19 protein-coding genes are annotated in these 17651 nt (G+C 50.4%); 18 read left to right on the forward strand and 1 reads right to left on the reverse strand.

What is annotated here, in order from left to right:
• Positions 1-43: 43 nt before the first annotated feature.
• The 18 genes from ACFR81_RS08050 to ACFR81_RS08135 all read left to right on the forward strand — a co-directional run bounded on the left by ACFR81_RS08050 (position 44) and on the right by ACFR81_RS08135 (position 16321).
• On the forward strand, positions 44-871 hold the full coding sequence (locus ACFR81_RS08050; RefSeq protein WP_151144600.1) for an exodeoxyribonuclease III: 828 nt from the start codon (positions 44-46) through the stop codon (positions 869-871).
• A 127-nt stretch (positions 872-998) separates the two neighbouring features.
• Positions 999-2579, forward strand: coding sequence for a signal recognition particle protein (ffh, locus tag ACFR81_RS08055; protein WP_151144601.1), 1581 nt, complete (start codon positions 999-1001; stop codon positions 2577-2579).
• Between the two features lie 193 nt (positions 2580-2772).
• Positions 2773-3261, forward strand: coding sequence for an NUDIX domain-containing protein (locus tag ACFR81_RS08060; RefSeq protein ID WP_151144604.1), 489 nt, complete (start codon positions 2773-2775; stop codon positions 3259-3261).
• A 94-nt stretch (positions 3262-3355) separates the two neighbouring features.
• A complete protein-coding gene (locus tag ACFR81_RS08065; RefSeq protein WP_343875098.1) occupies positions 3356-5263 on the forward strand; it encodes a hypothetical protein in 1908 nt (635 codons plus the stop codon).
• A 181-nt stretch (positions 5264-5444) separates the two neighbouring features.
• Positions 5445-6230: a formate/nitrite transporter family protein gene (locus ACFR81_RS08070; RefSeq protein ID WP_343875096.1), complete on the forward strand. Its 786-nt coding sequence runs from the start codon at positions 5445-5447 to the stop codon at positions 6228-6230.
• 208 nt (positions 6231-6438) lie between these two features.
• Positions 6439-6873: a 30S ribosomal protein S16 gene (gene rpsP, locus ACFR81_RS08075; protein ID WP_068170157.1), complete on the forward strand. Its 435-nt coding sequence runs from the start codon at positions 6439-6441 to the stop codon at positions 6871-6873.
• Between the two features lie 2 nt (positions 6874-6875).
• A complete protein-coding gene (locus ACFR81_RS08080; protein ID WP_068170154.1) occupies positions 6876-7118 on the forward strand; it encodes an RNA-binding protein in 243 nt (80 codons plus the stop codon).
• A 153-nt stretch (positions 7119-7271) separates the two neighbouring features.
• Positions 7272-7862 (forward strand): ribosome maturation factor RimM, encoded by a 591-nt coding sequence (gene rimM / locus ACFR81_RS08085; protein ID WP_151144612.1) that lies wholly within the window; start codon positions 7272-7274, stop codon positions 7860-7862.
• Positions 7863-8681, forward strand: coding sequence for a tRNA (guanosine(37)-N1)-methyltransferase TrmD (gene trmD / locus ACFR81_RS08090; RefSeq protein WP_343875092.1), 819 nt, complete (start codon positions 7863-7865; stop codon positions 8679-8681).
• Positions 8682-8952: 271 nt separating this feature from the next.
• The gene (gene rplS / locus ACFR81_RS08095; protein ID WP_068170148.1) at positions 8953-9306 is read left to right on the forward strand and encodes a 50S ribosomal protein L19; all 354 of its coding nucleotides are present in this window, start codon (positions 8953-8955) and stop codon (positions 9304-9306) included.
• Between the two features lie 85 nt (positions 9307-9391).
• Positions 9392-9988 carry a signal peptidase I gene (gene lepB / locus ACFR81_RS08100; protein WP_343875088.1) on the forward strand — a complete coding sequence of 199 codons (597 nt, stop codon included), beginning with the start codon at positions 9392-9394 and terminating at the stop codon, positions 9986-9988.
• 105 nt (positions 9989-10093) lie between these two features.
• Positions 10094-10873: a signal peptidase I gene (gene lepB, locus ACFR81_RS08105; protein WP_343875086.1), complete on the forward strand. Its 780-nt coding sequence runs from the start codon at positions 10094-10096 to the stop codon at positions 10871-10873.
• 7 nt (positions 10874-10880) lie between these two features.
• Positions 10881-11663, forward strand: a complete 783-nt coding sequence (locus tag ACFR81_RS08110) for a ribonuclease HII (RefSeq protein ID WP_343875084.1) — start codon at positions 10881-10883, stop codon at positions 11661-11663.
• Positions 11653-11979: a DUF2469 family protein gene (locus ACFR81_RS08115; RefSeq protein ID WP_343875082.1), complete on the forward strand. Its 327-nt coding sequence runs from the start codon at positions 11653-11655 to the stop codon at positions 11977-11979. The genes ACFR81_RS08110 and ACFR81_RS08115 overlap by 11 nt, the downstream gene beginning before the upstream one ends.
• Before the next feature lie 152 nt (positions 11980-12131).
• Positions 12132-12515, forward strand: coding sequence for a YraN family protein (locus ACFR81_RS08120; protein ID WP_151144619.1), 384 nt, complete (start codon positions 12132-12134; stop codon positions 12513-12515).
• Positions 12516-14060 (forward strand): YifB family Mg chelatase-like AAA ATPase, encoded by a 1545-nt coding sequence (locus ACFR81_RS08125; protein ID WP_145173144.1) that lies wholly within the window; start codon positions 12516-12518, stop codon positions 14058-14060.
• Positions 14061-14084: 24 nt separating this feature from the next.
• Entirely contained in the window at positions 14085-15296 is a 1212-nt protein-coding gene (gene dprA / locus ACFR81_RS08130; RefSeq protein WP_068170135.1) for a DNA-processing protein DprA, read from the forward strand.
• 29 nt (positions 15297-15325) lie between these two features.
• Complete coding sequence (locus tag ACFR81_RS08135; RefSeq protein WP_343875077.1) at positions 15326-16321, forward strand: tyrosine recombinase XerC; 996 nt, start codon at positions 15326-15328, stop codon at positions 16319-16321.
• 58 nt (positions 16322-16379) lie between these two features.
• On the opposite strand, the gene fabF is transcribed toward ACFR81_RS08135, so the two are convergent.
• The gene (gene fabF, locus ACFR81_RS08140) at positions 16380-17651 is read right to left on the reverse strand and encodes a beta-ketoacyl-ACP synthase II (protein WP_068170130.1); all 1272 of its coding nucleotides are present in this window, start codon (positions 17649-17651) and stop codon (positions 16380-16382) included.

Below are 17651 nucleotides of genomic sequence, written 5' to 3' on the forward strand. Positions count from 1 at the left end.
CTCGCCCTTTTTGCAGTTTTAGAGCACCCGTAGAATAGATGTTATGAAACTTATTTCCTGGAATATTGACTCATTGAATGCGGCGCTGACTAGCGACTCTGCTCGTGCGTTGCTCTCCCGCGACGTCCTTGCCACGCTTTCTGAACATGCCCCCGACGTCTTGGCATTGCAGGAGACAAAGCTGCCTCTCGCCGGTCCCAGTAAGAAACACCTTGAAGTTCTTCACGGTTATTTTCCTGGCTATCAGGTGCAGTGGGTAACCTCCGAAGAACCGGCACGCAAGGGTTATGCAGGCACGATGTTCCTCATCAAAGAGGGTCTGAACCCACAAGTGACCTTCCCTAAGATTGAAGGGCCGGGCACTATGGACTCAGAAGGGCGCATGATTACCCTCGAATTCGAGCACTGCTTTGTCACTCAGGTTTATACTCCCAACGCATCCGATGGGCTCAAACGCCTAGCCGATCGTCAGGTATGGGACAGAAATTATGCAGATTATCTAGCAAAGCTTGATGAAATTAAACCTGTTCTGGCCACCGGCGATTTTAATGTGGCCCACACTGAGATTGATTTGGCGAATCCCACCTCTAATCTTCGTTCCCCCGGCTTTACCCAGGAAGAGCGCGATGGATTTACTCATCTTCTCTCGCGGGGATTTACCGACACTTTCCGTCACCTTCATGGCAATGTAACGGGCGCTTATACCTGGTGGGCTCAGCGCTCCAAGACTTCAAAAATCAATAACAGCGGCTGGCGCATTGACTATTGGCTGGTCTCTGACCGGGTAGCGGATCAGGTGACTATCTCAGACATGATTAATTCCGGCCCCCGACAAGATCACACTCCGATCTTGCTTGAAATCGACCTCTAAGCCCAGGGCACATAGCTCCTTCAAGAGCGAACACAGCACCTGAGCATGGTAGATGCGATATTCTTAGATGCTGATGTAGAAATTATGGGTCATACCCATCCTCCAAGATGAAAGTGGTTCACGGCTCGTGTTCAATTCACTCTCCGATCGCCTGACTAATACCTTCAAAAACCTTCGCGGTAAAGGTCGTCTCACTGAGGCTGATATCGACGCTACGGTTCGCGAGATTCGTCGTGCGCTTCTGGACGCCGACGTCGCTGTTCCGGTGGTGCGTGAATTCACCGCCGCCGTGAAAGAAAGGGCGTTGGGGCAGGAAGTTTCTGAGGCTCTGAACCCGAGCCAGCAAATCGTCAAGATTGTCAATGAAGAGCTCAAGGGTATTTTGGGTGGCGAGACTCGCCGTATCAAGATGTCTAAGACCGGTCCAACCATTATTATGTTGGCTGGTTTGCAGGGTGCCGGTAAGACTACCTTGGCGGGCAAGCTTTCTTACTGGCTGAAGAGCCAGGGGCATACTCCTTTGCTGGTGGCGTCGGACTTGCAGCGCCCTAACGCTGTGAACCAGCTCAAGGTTGTGGGTGAGCGTGCGGGTGTACGCGTTTTTGCACCGCATCCCGGTGTGACTTCTGAGTTTGATACTCCTACAGGCAACCCCGTTCAGGTAGCTCAAGACGGTGTCAATGAGGCACGTGCTAAGTTGCACGACGTGGTCATTGTCGATACCGCTGGTCGTTTGGGCGTGGACGCTGAGCTCATGCAGCAGGCGCGTGATATCCGCGATGCTATCGAACCGAACGAAGTTCTCTTCGTGATTGATGCCATGATTGGTCAGGATGCTGTTAACACCGCCCTGGCATTCAACGAGGGTGTAGATTTCACCGGCGTCGTGCTTTCAAAGCTCGACGGCGACGCCCGAGGTGGCGCGGCGCTTTCTGTTGCTTCGGTGACAGGCAAGCCTATTATGTTTGCATCCACCGGTGAAGGTGTGAAGGACTTTGAACAGTTCCACCCTGACCGTATGGCTTCGCGCATCCTGGATATGGGCGATGTTCTGACTCTTATTGAGCAGGCAGAAGCTAGCTGGGATAAGACTGAAGCTGATCGCATGGCGAAGAAGTTCATGGATCAGGAAGAATTCACTTTTGATGACTTCCTTGCCCAGATGCAGCAGATTCGCAAAATGGGTTCAATGAAGAAGCTGCTGATGATGATGCCTGGAGCGGCTCAGATTCGCCAGCAACTTGACAACTTTGACGATAAAGAAATCGATCGCGTAGAAGCGATTGTGCGTTCGATGACGCCGCATGAGCGCGTTGCTCCTAAGATTATCAATGGTTCTCGCCGTGCCCGTATTGCCAAGGGCTCGGGCGTTACGGTTTCTGAAGTTAATCAGCTGATGGAACGTTTTGCGCAAGCACAGAAGATGATGAAGAAGCTGGCTGCGGGCAACATGGCAGGTATGCCCGGTGGCATGCAGATGCCCGGTATGGCTGCAGCAGGTGGGGCTAAGAAGAAGAACAAGGGTAAGAACAATAATAAAAAGGCTCGTTCAGGCAATCCTGCTAAGCGAGCTCAGCAGGAGAAGGCTGCTAGCCAAAAGCAGGCTACTACTGGTTCAGCATTTGGTCAGCAGTCCCAGCAAGATTTCAATATGGATGATTTGAACTTGCCTAAGGGCTTTGAAAAATTCCTGGGTGGAGACAAGTAAGAAGTTTTCTCTCAATAGGTGCTCTGCGATATTTATTTTCGCAGAGCACTTTTTGCAGAGGCAAAATAATTGCGCTGAGAGAGTGCAAAGGCAAACTTCAGCTGTGCCTCTGGAAAAAATTGGTTATTCTATTTCTGCTGGAATCAATCAACATTCACCATCTAAACGGGTACTTTGAAGGGCAGGCCACACCATGGCAGATACCTATCTTTCGCACGATGAACTGGTGAAGTTTATTGCGACCCTTCCCACCCGCCGTCTAGCAGCTGGTGCTCTCATCCGCGACGAACAGAATCGTCTTTTGGCGGTAGAACCTAATTATCGTGATGGATGGGCGCTTCCGGGAGGCACTGTAGAAGCAGGCGAAGCTCCTCAGCAGGGGTGTTTCCGCGAAGTACAAGAAGAAGTAGGACTGGATCTTGCCCTCGGTCGTGTTCTTCTCATTTTCCATGGGCTATCCCGCGGGGTGTGGGGAGATTCAACGTACTACATCTATGATGGTGGGCAAATACCCTCCGATGCGGTCATTACCCTTCAGGAGGATGAACTCTTAAGCTACCGCTGGCTTGAACCTGCAGCATTTGAAAACCACTTCGGTGAAAGCTTTGCTGCTCGTTTGAAAGCTTGCTATCGCGCTTTGGAAACAGGAGAGACCGTAGAGCTTTCTTCTCACGATTCATAAGTGACGTGTTGGGTAGCTGAGGACACGGTTCCCTCGGATGAAGCCCATACTTTCTATTTTTACTTTTTAGTATCCTTGAGGACTTTTATTGAGAATGTCAGATAATTCTTCACTCCACGAGAATCCTAGCGACGAACAGCTGATAACTTCCTGGGCTAGAATTTCGCTGGATTTCGGTGCAACCGGCATCGAAGTAGCAGAGGCGGATGAGGCTGATACGCATGAGCCTACGGCTCAATTGCGCCAGGAAATCCAAGACATGATTGGTGTCATTCGTCAGGCTGCTCAGGCGAATTCTTCTGAGAAATCGACGGATGCTGTTATGCCCAGCGATGAAGAGCTCACTGAAGAGATTTTTCAAAAGATGCTGGCTGATGCGGAAAATAATCTTGATATTCCCGATGCTGAAAAATCTGCTGGAGGCGAAGGAGGCGAAGGAGGCGAAGGAGGCGAAAAGCAGCTTGAAGCATCAGAAGATTTAGTGTCGGTGACTGATGGGACTAGCAATCAGGACGACGCTTCGGCTGAGCTCTTGGACCCGGAGATTGAGCGGGAAATCCTTGAAGCGACATCTGATGATGTAGTGAAGGCTTTGCTTCTTGCTTCTGTGGATCGCCCGGAGATTTTGGTCTATGAAGCCGATGAAAAGCATGTTGATGTTTTTGTGCTCACCGTTGAGGTTGAAGATGATGAATTTGTTACCGCTCAACTGGGTGAAGATGGTGTGCTTAGACCGGGAACTAACTTTGAAGAATTCGCTGCCGAGCTGATGGAAGAATTGCCGACGCGCGGAGGGTTATGCGCCACTCAGGATTCCTACTCCTATTCGGTGCCCGTGACAACTTTGGGGGAGGAACTCACCTTAGATGCTGATTCTGAGGTAGCTGCGCTCATAGAGCTAGAGATGCCGGATGTACCGGCGTTAGTTGCTCAATCTCTGACCGTTGGTCCGGTTGACGTTGTACCTGCAGATAATGGCTGGTCATTGATTTCCTGTGACCCAGTTTCTATGCTGCATATCCTGCAAAATTTGGGAAAGCCCGCGATTGTGGCTGAATCCACTGAGCATTCCCAGCATTTAGCTTTTGTGGTGCCTGGGGATAATGGACGGAACGAAGAGCCCACGGGCGACTGGTCTGAATGGATGAACAGGGTGGTAGGAACGCCTGTTCCCCACGACGTCGACGCCGGGGCAGTCATTAATTTGGTGTGGGGACCGGCTAAGAAGCAGACTCGCTATCTTCCGCGGGAATCCTTTGCTTTAGATACGCTGTGGTTATTGCCCGGTATTTTGCCAGAGCCCCTGAATTTTGTGCAGATGAACGATGAAATCGAGAATCTCACGTGGTTTTACGGGCTCGATGAGACCGCATCCAAGCGTTTGCGTAACTATGTGGAGAGCTCTGATTCGGAGCTGGGTATGGAATCTGTCCTTCAGCTTCTAGGCTTACCGCTGGAGCTATCCAAGGTAGCTCAGGGCAGAGTTGATATGGAAAGTATTCCTGGGCATCGCTCGTTGGCACCGCATATGTCGGTGGCTAAGGTGGTAAGCGAGTCTGTTTCTGCTTTCCCTAATGGGACGGACGCCGTCTCTCAGATGCAACGCGTCTTGCGTGGTCGTCCCTGGATTTTTACCGCCGATGGCGTCGCTCAGTTGGGTGCATCAGGATTGTTGGCGTTAGCGGCAACCCGCAAGCTGTCCAGAGGCGAATCGGCACGTGTTCAAGCGGCTTTGGCAATCCTTTTGGCAGGCTCCGGTGTTTCTGAAATTGCTATTGGGCGGGTCTACTCCAAACTAAAAACTTCAGATAACCGTGCATTGGGGGTCGAGAAAAAAGTTGTTTCTGATGTTCCCTCACTGGTTGAAGAGCTAGATACCGAATCTGAAAAATCTCCTCAAGGCGGGAAATCGAAGATTGCCAGGAACCTACGGAATCTGCGTCATAAAACAAAAGAACAGACTCGGCAGCAGCTTAGAAAATTCTTTGGTGAGGGTAAATAAACTTCACTTCATATTATTCGGTGATGCGCAACACTTTTGAGGTATGCCGTATCTCATAGAACTTGGTGCGGGTTTCGGCATCTTGAATGTACCGGTCATTATTATTCTTAGAGTTAACTTTGAGATTTCGCCCCTGGGGCGCCCTATCTCACACACAGTTTTCTTGAAAGGATGAAGCCTCATGGCTTTGAATGATTCGGTTCAGGGGGCGGTCAATAAGAAGGTCGAACTCCTCACAAAAGATTTTGGGCGCTTCGCTGTGCGCGGCACCCTTGCCGGTGTTTACTTGACGCTCGCCACAGGTTTTGCTGGTGTCGCAGGCCAGGCTGTTGAAGCTCATGCTAAGGGCATGGGTTCACTTGTTTTTGCTTTTACCTTCGGGATTGGTCTGTTTGCGATTGTTATTCTGAACTCTGAATTGGCAACGGGCAATATGATGTTTGGCTCCTACGGTGCTACCACTGGTCAAATTAGGTGGGGAAAGGCTCTCTGGCTCGTCGTCATCACCACTTTGCTGAACCTGGTGGGTTGCGTGCTGGTGGCGTTGTTGCTGAGCCAGTCTGCCAAATTTGCCACCATGGATAACACCCATTTCATTTCTGTATTGACCGAGGCTAAACTCCACAAATCTGCTTGGGGTGCTTTCATTGAAGGCATCGGCGCTAACTTTGTGGTCAATATGGCACTTGTTGGGGCGATGTTTGCTCAGGAATTCATTTCAAAGTTCGTAACCGTGATTTCTATTCTCGCGGTTTTCGTGGGACTGGGTCTGGAACACGTTATCGCTAATTTTTCCCTGATGACCATTGCAATGTTCTCTTCCGATCCTCTGCCTGCATCCATGAGCTTTTCTGCTGTGGCTCTGAACTGGGTCATGGTATGGCTAGGGAACTTCGTTGGTGGTGGTTTGCTGATGGGCGCAACTTATGCGTGGCTGAATAAGACTAAGTACGTTTACAAGGACTAAAAACCTAGAAATAGGCGTAAAACACACTTCGATTCCGGCTTAACATCTGGATTAAGAGGCTAACCTCTGGCATACTTTTTCAGGTACTCGATGAGTGCGGTCCCTCTCACCCGCACTTCATGGTGTTCATAGAGATTTGAGGACGGCTGGCCCCACCAGCGCAGAATCAATATCTCGCAGAATTATAGAAACAGGAGAGTCCACAAAAGTGGCTGTTAAAATTCGTCTAAAGCGTATGGGCAAAATCCGCGATCCTCGCTACCGCGTAGTAGTAATGGATTCACGCAAGAAGCGTGACGGTCGTGCGATTGAAGAAATCGGCATCTACCAGCCGACTGAACAGCCTTCACTCGTTCAGATTGATTCAGAGCGTGCACAGTACTGGCTGTCAGTAGGCGCTCAGCCTTCTGATCAGGTTCGCGCGTTGCTGAAGCTGACCGGCGATTGGGCAAAGTTCAAGGGCGAAAAGTCAGAATCCACTCTGAAGCCTGTTGAAGCTAAGCCCGAATTCGTAACCCCTGATAAGGGTTCGGTTATTCTTCCTGAAGCTATCACCCCTAAGGGTGAAGAGAAGACAGAAGAACCAGCAGAAGCTGAGGCTCCCAAAGCAGCTGAAGAAGCTGCAGAGGAAGCAGCTGAATAATCATGTTGGCTGATGCACTCGAGCACCTCGTTCGAGGAATTGTCAATCATCCTGATGACGTTGAGGTTCGTTCGCGAGCTGGACGCCGGGGCGAGACTTTAGAGGTACGGGTCAATCCAGAAGACCTCGGTCGAGTTATCGGGCGCCAGGGAAGAACTGCCAACAGTGTTCGTACGGTGATTGACGCTATCAACGACGGAGAACATACACGTATTGACGTGGTTGATACCGATCGCAAACGCTAAATGATTTTTGGTCTACGCTGAAATCATTGAGCCCCGCATCTTGTATACAAGATGCGGGGCTCGTTTCATTGAGGCCCTGTGCGATGAAGCTGTAAACTTAACCCTACGATGAGCGCAATTCGCGCTCGTGTTTGCCCATTCAAGGAGATTTCTGTGCAGGTATTGGTAGCTAGAATCGGTAAGCCCCACGGCATTAGGGGTGAGGTTACCCTCCAGGTCTTTACCGACGCTCCCGATATCCGCTTTGCACAGGGGGAGAGACTGAGCATTGAAGAATTTTCTCCCTCTGCTCCTATAGCGCGTCTGGCGCCGGCAGGGGAGCTCACTGTGGCTCATTCTCGCTGGAACAAGAAAATTCTGGTGGTGAAGTTTGAAGAAATTACCACACGTAATGATGCCGAACTTTTCCGAGATTGGCGTTTGACCTTTAACTCTGAAGAAGCCGCTGAGGATGAAGGTATTTATGAGCACGACGTCCTGGATTTGCCGGTTTACCTCCTCAGCGATGTGCCAGTAGGGGAGCTGCTTTCGGCAGATCCTGTAGCCACAGTTATCGGGTTGCAGACACTTCCTACGCAAGATTTGCTCATTGTGAAGCTCGCCAACGGCTCTGAAGCCATGATTCCTTTTGTGGAAGAAATTGTTCCGGAGATTGACCTGGATGAAAGTTTTATTTTGATTGATCCGCCCGCTGGTTTGTTGGAATTGGGGCAGGACGACTCTGCTGCAGAAGGCGGGGCGTAATTGCGTTTAGACGTTATTACTATTTTTCCCGAGTACTTAGCCCCCCTTGAGCTTTCCTTACTGGGCAAAGCGCGTACAGAGGGACTAGTAGACCTACAGGTTCATAATCTGCGGGATTTTACCTCAGACCGTCATAAAACAGTGGATGATACTCCCTACGGCGGAGGCGCAGGAATGGTGATGAAACCTGAGCCATGGGGTAGTGCTCTGGATCAGGTTTTGGAGGATTCGCCTTTTTTAACTTCCTCTGCAGGAGAAAATGAGAAACCACTTTTGATTATTCCCTCCCCAGCGGGGCGGGTCTTTAATCAGGCCATGGCCTATGAGCTCTCTACTGAGCAACATATTGTGTTCGCCCCTGCACGCTATGAAGGTATCGACGAGCGGGTCTACGAATGGGCTGAAGATTCATTCCGTGTTATGCCTGTCTCCCTGGGAGATTATGTGCTCTACGGGGGAGAAGTAGCGGTCATGGCAATGATTGAAGCAATCTGCCGTCTGATTCCGGGGGCAATGGGGAACCCTGAGTCGCTCAGCGAAGAATCCCATACGGGCGGTCTCTTGGAATACCCTGTCTACACGAAACCCGCTGTCTGGAGAGATCGAGCGGTACCCGGCGTCCTGCTATCAGGCAATCACGGCGCAATCGCCAGATGGCGGCGAGATGAGCAGATAAAGCGAACCTTCGAACGACGTTTCGATATGCTCAGCGACTACCCAGAGGAGCACTGGGACAAAAAAGATCGCGCTTTGCTCAACCAACTCCGGGCACAAAGAAACCGTTTGAAGAAAGATAAGGCACAAAGGGATGTGTCATAAGACCCATAAGCGTTAACTCTCACACCGCAAAATGCTTCTGAGATGTGGTGAAGTCAACCTTAAAGTGTCATAATTATTCTTTGTGTCCACAGTGGGTACGCCCCTGCCGCAGGGGGATGAGCGACCTCAACATTGTGAACCTTAGCTAGGTACCATTATCTAGCTATGTAAAACCTTTCTTCGTGGCAGCAACAGTCTGGACTTTCAGACACTGTGCGCGAAAGTAAAAACGAGAGTATTAGACCTGCGGCTGGTACCTCAGGAGAAATCAATGCAGACTCTTGACTTCATTGACAATAAGTCACTCCGTTCAGATATTCCTGAATTCGGTCCTGGCGACACCCTCAACGTTCACGTCAACATTGTCGAAGGCAACCGTTCACGTGTCCAGGTCTTCAAAGGCTTCGTTGTAGGTCGTCAGGGTGCAGGCGTTCGCGAAACCTTCACCATTCGTAAGGTTTCTTTCGGCGTTGGCGTAGAGCGTACCTTCCCGGTTCACTCTCCTGTCATCGACAAGATTGAACTTCTGACCCGCGGTGACGTTCGTCGTGCAAAGTTGTACTACATGCGTGACCGTCACGGTAAGGCTGCTCGTATCCGCGAAAAGCGCGATAACGTTAAGTAAGTCTGAGACTTATATGGAACAGACCGTAAGGTCGAACTCCACAGACAGGCGTCTCTCCCGAGTTCGGGGGTGGCGCCTGTTTGCTGTGGCATTCTTTATAGCAGCTGTCATCCTAGTGGTAGTACGTCACTTCTTTTTTGATATCTTCTTTATTCCTTCAGAATCTATGGAACCCACATTAGAATCCGGAGACCGGATTGTGGTGGAGAAATCTTATGACGATATCGCGCGGGGAGACATCGTGGTCTTCGACGGCACCGGATCTTTTGACCCTTATCAAAGTGCATCCCCTTGGGCGACCGACCCCGTCAGGACGGCGGGGCAATGGCTTGGAATCGTGGGCTCAGACACGATTTATGTTAAACGGGTGATAGGTGTTGGAGGAGATAAGGTCAGCTGTTGCGGCCCTGCAGGAAAAATTTCTGTGAATGGCCAAGAAATCGACGAACCCTACCTTGCTACAGGCATGAAGGCATCCGAACAAAAATTCACTGTTCAGGTTCCAGAGGGTCGCCTCTGGGTGATGGGGGATAACCGGAATAACTCCCGTGATTCCCGTGCATTACTTGGATCTGCTGGGGGCGGTATGATTCGGCAGGAGAAAGTTTTGGGTGAGTCTCGGTGGGTTATCTGGCCATTTTCTCGTTGGCAAACGATAGAGCATGATTCAGGTAGCTCCTAGCTTTTGTGCAGACACACAGTGTTCTTGCGATCCGAGAACCGCAGGTCATAACCTTATTCCCAGTACACTGTCATACGTTCCCCACATTTGAAAGAGGTATTTTGCGTGACTGATGAAACCAATAACGAGCGCCTGAACGAAAGCTCGAACCACGACGTCGAAACATCAGATCAGGTAGCTGCCATGCGTCATCGCGCGGTTCCTGCGAAAGAAGAGAATTCATCCGGTCTTGGTGGACAGATTAAAGAGTTTTTCATGGTCCTCCTCTACGCACTTCTTATCGCGTTTATTCTGAAGACCTTTGTACTGAGAGGCTTTTATATCCCCTCTGGTTCCATGGAAAATACTCTCCAAGTCAATGACCGGGTTTTCGTCAATGTTGCGGGTTCGATGTTTGGCGAAGCCGAACGTGGCGACATCATTGTTTTTAAAGACGCGCACGGTTGGGTTGATCAAAGCGCTCCAGTTGCTACAAACCCCATTCGAACTGCTCTTTCATTTGTGGGTATCCTTCCAGATACATCCAATAATTACTTGGTCAAGCGTGTCATCGGCGTAGGTGGAGACCACGTTGTATGCTGCTCGGCTGACGGCAAAATTACGGTTAACGGTGAAGAAATCACCGAGCCCTACTTGTATCCCGGTGCGAATCCCTCGGATATTCCTTTTGACGTGATTGTTCCTGAGAACAATTACTTTGTATTGGGCGATCATCGCAATAACTCTGCAGATTCCCGCTATCACATTGAAGATGGAACCGAATTCATCAGTGATGGTGATGTTGAAGGCGAAGTGTTCGTTGTAGCCTGGCCCTTGAGCCACTTCACGTTCATCGGCGGAGCCTCGGACGTCTTTACTAACGTGCCGGAGAACACCAACAAGTAAGAAAGTTGTGAAGAACATTAAGACAGCTACATTGGACACCGAAAGAGAATATTTCTCTTCCGGTGTCCAACTTATTGCAGGCATGGATGAAGTCGGGCGTGGCTCGCTTTCCGGACCGGTGAGCGTGGGAGTATCGTTGGTCTCCGCTTCCGATGAACTCCAAATAGACGGTCTCATCGATTCCAAAGCACTTACTGAGAAAAAACGCACGGAGATGGTTCCTCTCATCAATAAGTGGATTCCTACGGCAGTGGGTCATACTCAGCCAGAGGAGATTGATGCTTTGGGCATGACGCGCTCCTTACGTCTGGCCGGTCAACGTGCTTTAGCTCAGGTCGTGAGCCCTGAGATCAAGCCCGATTTGGTTCTTTTAGATGGCAAACACGATTGGCTCACTGCATCTGAGCCTGATTTATTGATTTCTTTGGACCCAGCTGAAGAACTCTATCAGCGGTTGACCCAGGAAGCCTGGGGGAGTTCTTCCTCCCTTGTACAGCCGTGGGAGGGCCTCGTCGTCACCATCATCAAAGGTGACTATAAATGCGCGTCCATTGCTGCAGCTTCTGTGGTTGCCAAAGTTGAGCGGGATGCGCTCATGAATCAACTAGCGCAGCACTTTCCTGCTTATGGTTGGCACAAAAATAAAGGGTATGGATCTGCGAGTCACCGGCAGGCACTTGCCGAGATAGGTCCTTCCACCCAGCATCGCTTGAGCTGGAATCTAGGCGTGAGCGCAGAGCAAGTCAAAACAACCTATATAGAAAGGGCGGTGAAAAATAATGAGCGGTGAGGATCTAGAGAATTTTGAATCTGATGCGCAAATGGCTCTGTACGAAGAATATAAAAACGTATTTGGGTTATTCACCTATGTGGTGGAAACAGACAAACGTTTTTACCTGTGTAATTCAGTAGATGTACAACCCCGCGCGGATAACGGAACGCTCTTTTTCGAAGTAGCGATGGCAGATGTATGGGTGTGGGATATTTTCCGACCTTCACGCTTTATGAAGAATGTGAAAATCTTTTCCGTCAAAGATATCAACGTGGAAGAACGCTCTACCGAGGGTGAATTGATTATCCCTGAGATTCCTGATTTTGATGAATAAGGGCTCGTTCTCAGCCCTACCTGTGGAATATCGCCCTGTGGATTTTGGATAAAAAGGGTAGTTATCCACAATCTACGATTCGGTGAAATCCGTTTTGCTTCTCCATGGTGCAGAGTAAACAACAACAAATGTTGTTCATTGAAAGGCACCACATGAAAACGCATCTTGAGGTAGGGCAGTGGGGTGAAGATATTGCTGTAGCTATATTGCAGTTATCGGCGTATCAGCTGCTCACGAGAAACTGGAGACCGCGCCTCGAACGGGGAGATAAACGTGTCAGAGGCGAAATAGATGCTGTTATGCTCGACCCCGAAGGCGATCTCGTCTTTGTAGAGGTAAAGACGCGATCAACGCTCAATTTTGGTTCTCCTTTCGATGCGATTCAACAGGAAAAAGTCCAGCGCATCAAAAGACTTGCCTATGCATGGTGCTCTGAAAACCCTGACTATCGGGCTAGGTCTTTACGTATGGATGCCATCTCTATTTGCGGAACCCCTACAAATTTCACCTATGAGCACCTCAAGGCTGTGAACTAGATGGGTTTTGCTCGCACTTATTCTGTGGCTTTGGTCGGTATCCAAGGGCATATTGTAGAAGTTGAAGCCGATATAACTGCTGCACTTCCCGGCTTTGTATTGCTGGGACTACCGGATGCTTCCTTATCGGAGGCCAAGGATCGGGTGAAGTCTGCTGCCAAGAACGCGGGGATTCCTTTGCCGCAGCGGAAAATCACGATAAATTTGACTCCACCCACTCTTGCCAAAAGAGGCTCTGGCTTCGATCTTGCGCTGGTGATGGCGGCTTTACAGGCGGCAGGTGAACTCAAGATTCCCGAAAAAATAATCTATTTGGGTGAACTAGGGTTAGATGGATCTCTACGAAGGATTCCCGGAATTCTGCCAGCTGTCCAAGCCGCGGTGGACTCTGGTTTTGAATATTTCGTCGTTCCAAAAGAAAACCTTGAAGAGGCAATACTGGTCCCCGGTGCTCAGGTGCGCGGATTTTCATCGTTGGCAGAGCTACTAGTTGCCAGCGGAATTGACGAAAAAAATATTAAGTATCCACCGGTAAGAAAAGAGTTCGCAGGGAGCTCAGAAGAACAAGAATCGAAACGATTTTTGGATATGGCAGAAGTCAGCGGTCAAAGTGAGGGGCGATTTGCCTTAGAGATTGCTGCCGCCGGTGCACACCATCTACTCTTCAAAGGACCTCCTGGATCGGGTAAAACAATGTTGGCCGAAAGGCTGCCAGGCATTCTACCGCCGTTAGATGACTCCTCTGCAATGGACGTCACCGCCATCCACTCTCTGTGCGGAACAGGCACACCTCGACATGAACTCATCAGAGAACCTCCTTTTGAAGCTCCCCATCATTCTGCCTCGGCACCAGCCATTTTGGGAGGTGGAAGCGGCATACCTAAACCGGGAGCCATCTCCAAAGCGCACCGAGGTGTTCTATTTCTCGACGAAGCACCTGAGTTCAAACGCACTGTGCTCGATTCATTGAGGCAACCACTAGAATCTGGTCAGATAACGCTGGATCGCTCCATAGCTTCGGCTGTATATCCTGCCCGCTTCCAGCTTGTCCTCGCAGCGAACCCTTGCCCGTGCGGAATGAATACAGGCCGAGGTCTGGAATGTACTTGTTCTTCCAAAGAGCGCAGAAACTATTTTGGACGGCTCTCCGGACCACTGCTCGACCGTGTTGATCTGCACATCACCGTTCCACGGGTGCAATCTCACGAGTTAGCTCTCACAGAGCACAATGAATCGAGCGAATCCATTCGGACACGAGTTATTCAAGCCAGAGCAGCTCAACGAGAAAGACTCGCACCGTATGGTCTTTCTACCAACGCAGAAACCAATGGCAGGCTGCTGCGAGGAGACCTCAAGCTAGATGCCGCCCTACTTTCGCCCCTGCTACGTGCCATAGACAGAGGAACAATTACTGCTCGCGGCTTTGACCGAGTGCTACGTACAGCTTGGACTATCGCAGATTTGGAGGGAAAATCCTCTCCTGCAGCCGAGCACCTGGATCTTGCCATGTATTTTCGTAATCTCCACAGCACCTCTCCTTCATAGACCATTTAAGCTCAAGAGAAAACCATGATGACACCTGAACACAGCGCGCGAGCAGAGATTGTTCGCATCGCTGAACCTGAAGATCCCTATATTAACCTCTGCATTGAGATGTTAGGACCGCTCCTCACCGCTGATCTCTTAACTCAGCGGCAAGAATTCACTCCTGGTATTTGGGAGCAGAGAACAGAGACTGATGCCATGCGGAGCATCCCAGTCTCAGATCTCCAAAAGATTCATGAGGCATTGGGGAACCGTATCGAAAGATGGTCTTTACGTTCAGGAAAAGTGAACACTGACCAAGAATTTCGCATGGCCGGGACTTTAGATTCCTGGTTCTGCATACCCGAAGATTCTGATTGGCCACGTGCCTTGGATGACCTTGGCGAGAAAAAGCCCTATGGTATTTGGGGCAGGGGAGACCGGAGCAAACTGAACCATCTGACTCTTCCGAGTTCAGTGGCGGTGGTAGGTTCGCGCGACATCACCAGTTATGGCACCTCCGCCACTGCCCATATTGTCGGTGACCTTGTTGAACGAGAGTACTGTATTGTTTCCGGTGGCGCTTTTGGCATCGATGCCGTTGCTCATCGAACTGCTTTGTCTGTTACGTCGGGCAAATTACCTTCTGTTGCATTGATGGCATGTGGTGTAGACCGACCTTACCCTAAGCAAAACGAAAATCTTCTTCGAGAACTCATCAATGAAGGTCTATTGCTTAGCGAAGTCGCGCTGGGAAATTCCCCCACTCGCTGGCGATTTCTCCAGCGCAATCGATTAATAGCTGCCTTATCCGGCTACTCACTCATCGTTGAAGCCCGATGGCGTTCGGGGGCACTCAACACGGCGAATCATGCTCTCTCTTTGGGACGGGAAGTAGGTATAGTTCCGGGGCATATCTTTAGCCCAAATTCTGAAGGATGCCACCGGTTAGCTAAAAAAGAACTGGCCCATGTCGTCACGGATGCGCAGGACATAGTCAGTATGATGCAGACAAAATTTACTCCCGAAGAAGAGACATTAGACATTCCGCTGGAGACCGGAAGAGGAGAGCTTCCCAAGCTATCCGAAGTTCAAAGTAGGGTGTGGGATGCTCTCCCGCTACGGCGTCCTGCCCCGCTGGAAAATATTGCGCTAATGAGTGGGCTGGATATTCGAACAACTATGCTTACCCTCTCCCAGCTGGCAGCCAAAGGAGTAGCTCTCAACCAGAATCAAGGCTGGTCAAAGTCACAGTGATACAGTGTGAGAAGAGGGGGGGGCGAGCCATGAAACAGCCAAGTCAGCATCAGACTTTATCTCCTACGCTGCCGCTAGGCGCTCAAGCACTTGACCAAGATCGAGTATTTGTCCGAGCGCTCGAGAATTTTGTGCGTTACCTCAAATATGAAAAGTTTAGGTCACCTCACACTATCGCAGCGTATCAGCAGGACATCACCGCATTCATGGCTTTTGCACTGCGCCAAGGGGCTGGAGAGCTTGAAGAAATCGATATCACCATGGTTCGTTCATGGTTAGCATCTCAACATGCTCACAACGCATCCCGAAATTCGCTGGCGCGCCACAGCTCAAGCCTTCGGGTTTTCTTTGCATGGGCAGAAGAAGATGGATTAATCACCGCAAACCCTACTCTCATATTGGCAAACCCTAAGCGCGAGAAACACCTGCCAGAAGTACTTAACGAACAGCAAATACAGCAACTCATTGACCAAGTCTCCCAACAGATAGCACATGATCCAAATGACGCGAAAAACTTGCGCTTACTCGCCGTTATCGAGATTCTATATTCCAGTGGTATCCGTATTTCTGAGCTGACTCAATTAGATTTATCTTCTATCAACCGATCTGAAAACACATTCAGAGTTATCGGTAAGGGTAACAAAGAACGCGTGGTCCCGCTGGGCAAACCAGCTCTGAGAGCACTGTCCCAGTGGGTCACCCGAGGCCGCCCACAATGGTTCAAGAACAACCCCCAGGGAAGAGTAGAGCCTGCACTCTTTATAGGTCCAAGAGGACGACGAGCGAACTCCCGGCAGATTCGTGAAGACCTGACTCGGGCACTGCATTCCATCGAAAATACAGAAGCATCAGGGGCTCACGTTTTCCGCCACAGCGCAGCTACCCACTTGGTAGACGGTGGAGCCGATATTCGAACAGTACAGGAGTTGCTGGGGCATTCTTCACTTGCAACTACGCAAATCTATACTCATGTTTCAGTGGAGCGTTTAACGAATACTTATAACAAAGCCCATCCCCGGGCATAAAAATATCCTCCCGATACTCACTTGTTGCGGGAGGATATTTTACACAAAGGGGCCGTTTCTAACTTTCGTAAGAACGGAACGCCACTACAGCGTTGTGCCCACCAAAGCCAAAGGAATTGGACATAGCAACAATCTCGCCTGAAGGTAATTCACGAGCATCAGTTACGACGTCTAAATCAATTTGTTCATCTTGCTGATCCAAATTGATGGTGCAAGGAGCTTTACGCTCTTCAATCGCTTTAACGGTCAAGATTGCTTCGAGAGCGCCAGCGCCACCCAAGAGATGACCCGTCATAGATTTGGTGGCAGAAACCGCGATGTTCTTAGTGTGCTCACCGAACGTCTGATGAAGAGCCAGCGATTCCGGAATATCACCGACAGGGGTTGAAGTCGCGTGTGCATTGACATGAACCACAGTAGTGGGATCTATGTCGCCGTCCTCAAGCGCCTCTTTGAGAGCGCGTGTTGCCCCCAGCGCCTGGGGATCTGGCGCAGTGATGTGGTAACTATCGGCGGAAACTCCGGTGCCTGCAAGCTCTGCATAAATTTTCGCGCCGCGTGCCTTAGCATGCTCTTCAGACTCAAGAATTAACGCCGCTGCACCCTCACCCATTACGAAACCGTCTCGATTCACATCGTAGGGGCGGGACGCCGCCTGAGGGTCATCATTGCGAGAGGACAGTGCCTGCATCTTAGCAAACGCAGCAAGCGGCATCGGGTGAATAGCGGCTTCTGCACCGCCTGCTATCACAATGTCTGCTTTTCCCGAGCGAATTAGCTCTAAGCCGAGGTCCAAAGCCTCAGTTGAAGATGCGCAGGCAGATACAACGGTCTGAGCAGCAGCTCGGGCGTTCAGAGCCATCGAAACCGCTGCCGCACAGCTATTGGGCATCAACATGGGAACGGTCATGGGTAAAACGCGGCGAGGACCTTTTTCTCGCAACGTATCCCATGCATCAAGGAGAGTCCACACTCCGCCAATACCGGTACCGAAAGAAACTGCTGTACGCAAGGGATCTACTCCCTCGGACTCTTCAGCATTTTCTCCGGAGAAGCCGGCATCTGCCCAAGCTTCGCGCGCTGCAACAAGAGCTAGCTGACCAGACGGATCCTGACGCTTAGCTTCAACCTTGCTCAGGCGTCCTGATTCTAGAGGATCCTGGGCTACTCGACCAGCAATATAAACGGGGAGCTGATATTCCTCAACCCAGGAATCTTCGAGTTTTTTGATTCCTGACACACCCTTGAGCGCGTTGGCCCAGGTAGTAGGAACATCGCCGCCGATGGGAGTGGTCGCGCCCAGCCCGGTCACCACAACTTTATGAGACAT

The sequence above is a fragment of the Rothia amarae genome, from assembly GCF_042677725.1.
In the GTDB taxonomy this organism is placed as follows: Bacteria; Actinomycetota; Actinomycetes; order Actinomycetales; family Micrococcaceae; genus Rothia; species Rothia amarae.

Bases quoted from the DNA above. Each gene is read 5' to 3' on its own strand.
- ACFR81_RS08050 (WP_151144600.1), top strand. From the start codon at position 44: ATGAAACTTATTTCCTGGAATATTGACTCATTGAATGCGGCGCTGACT.
- ACFR81_RS08060 (WP_151144604.1), top strand. From the start codon at position 2,773: ATGGCAGATACCTATCTTTCGCACGATGAACTGGTGAAGTTTATTGCG.
- ACFR81_RS08065 (WP_343875098.1), top strand. From the start codon at position 3,356: ATGTCAGATAATTCTTCACTCCACGAGAATCCTAGCGACGAACAGCTG.
- ACFR81_RS08070 (WP_343875096.1), top strand. From the start codon at position 5,445: ATGGCTTTGAATGATTCGGTTCAGGGGGCGGTCAATAAGAAGGTCGAA.
- ACFR81_RS08080 (WP_068170154.1), top strand. From the start codon at position 6,876: ATGTTGGCTGATGCACTCGAGCACCTCGTTCGAGGAATTGTCAATCAT.
- rplS (WP_068170148.1), top strand. From the start codon at position 8,953: ATGCAGACTCTTGACTTCATTGACAATAAGTCACTCCGTTCAGATATT.
- ACFR81_RS08115 (WP_343875082.1), top strand. From the start codon at position 11,653: ATGAGCGGTGAGGATCTAGAGAATTTTGAATCTGATGCGCAAATGGCT.
- ACFR81_RS08120 (WP_151144619.1), top strand. From the start codon at position 12,132: ATGAAAACGCATCTTGAGGTAGGGCAGTGGGGTGAAGATATTGCTGTA.
- ACFR81_RS08125 (WP_145173144.1), top strand. From the start codon at position 12,516: ATGGGTTTTGCTCGCACTTATTCTGTGGCTTTGGTCGGTATCCAAGGG.
- dprA (WP_068170135.1), top strand. From the start codon at position 14,085: ATGATGACACCTGAACACAGCGCGCGAGCAGAGATTGTTCGCATCGCT.
- ACFR81_RS08135 (WP_343875077.1), top strand. From the start codon at position 15,326: ATGAAACAGCCAAGTCAGCATCAGACTTTATCTCCTACGCTGCCGCTA.
- fabF (WP_068170130.1), bottom strand. From the start codon at position 17,651: ATGTCTCATAAAGTTGTGGTGACCGGGCTGGGCGCGACCACTCCCATC.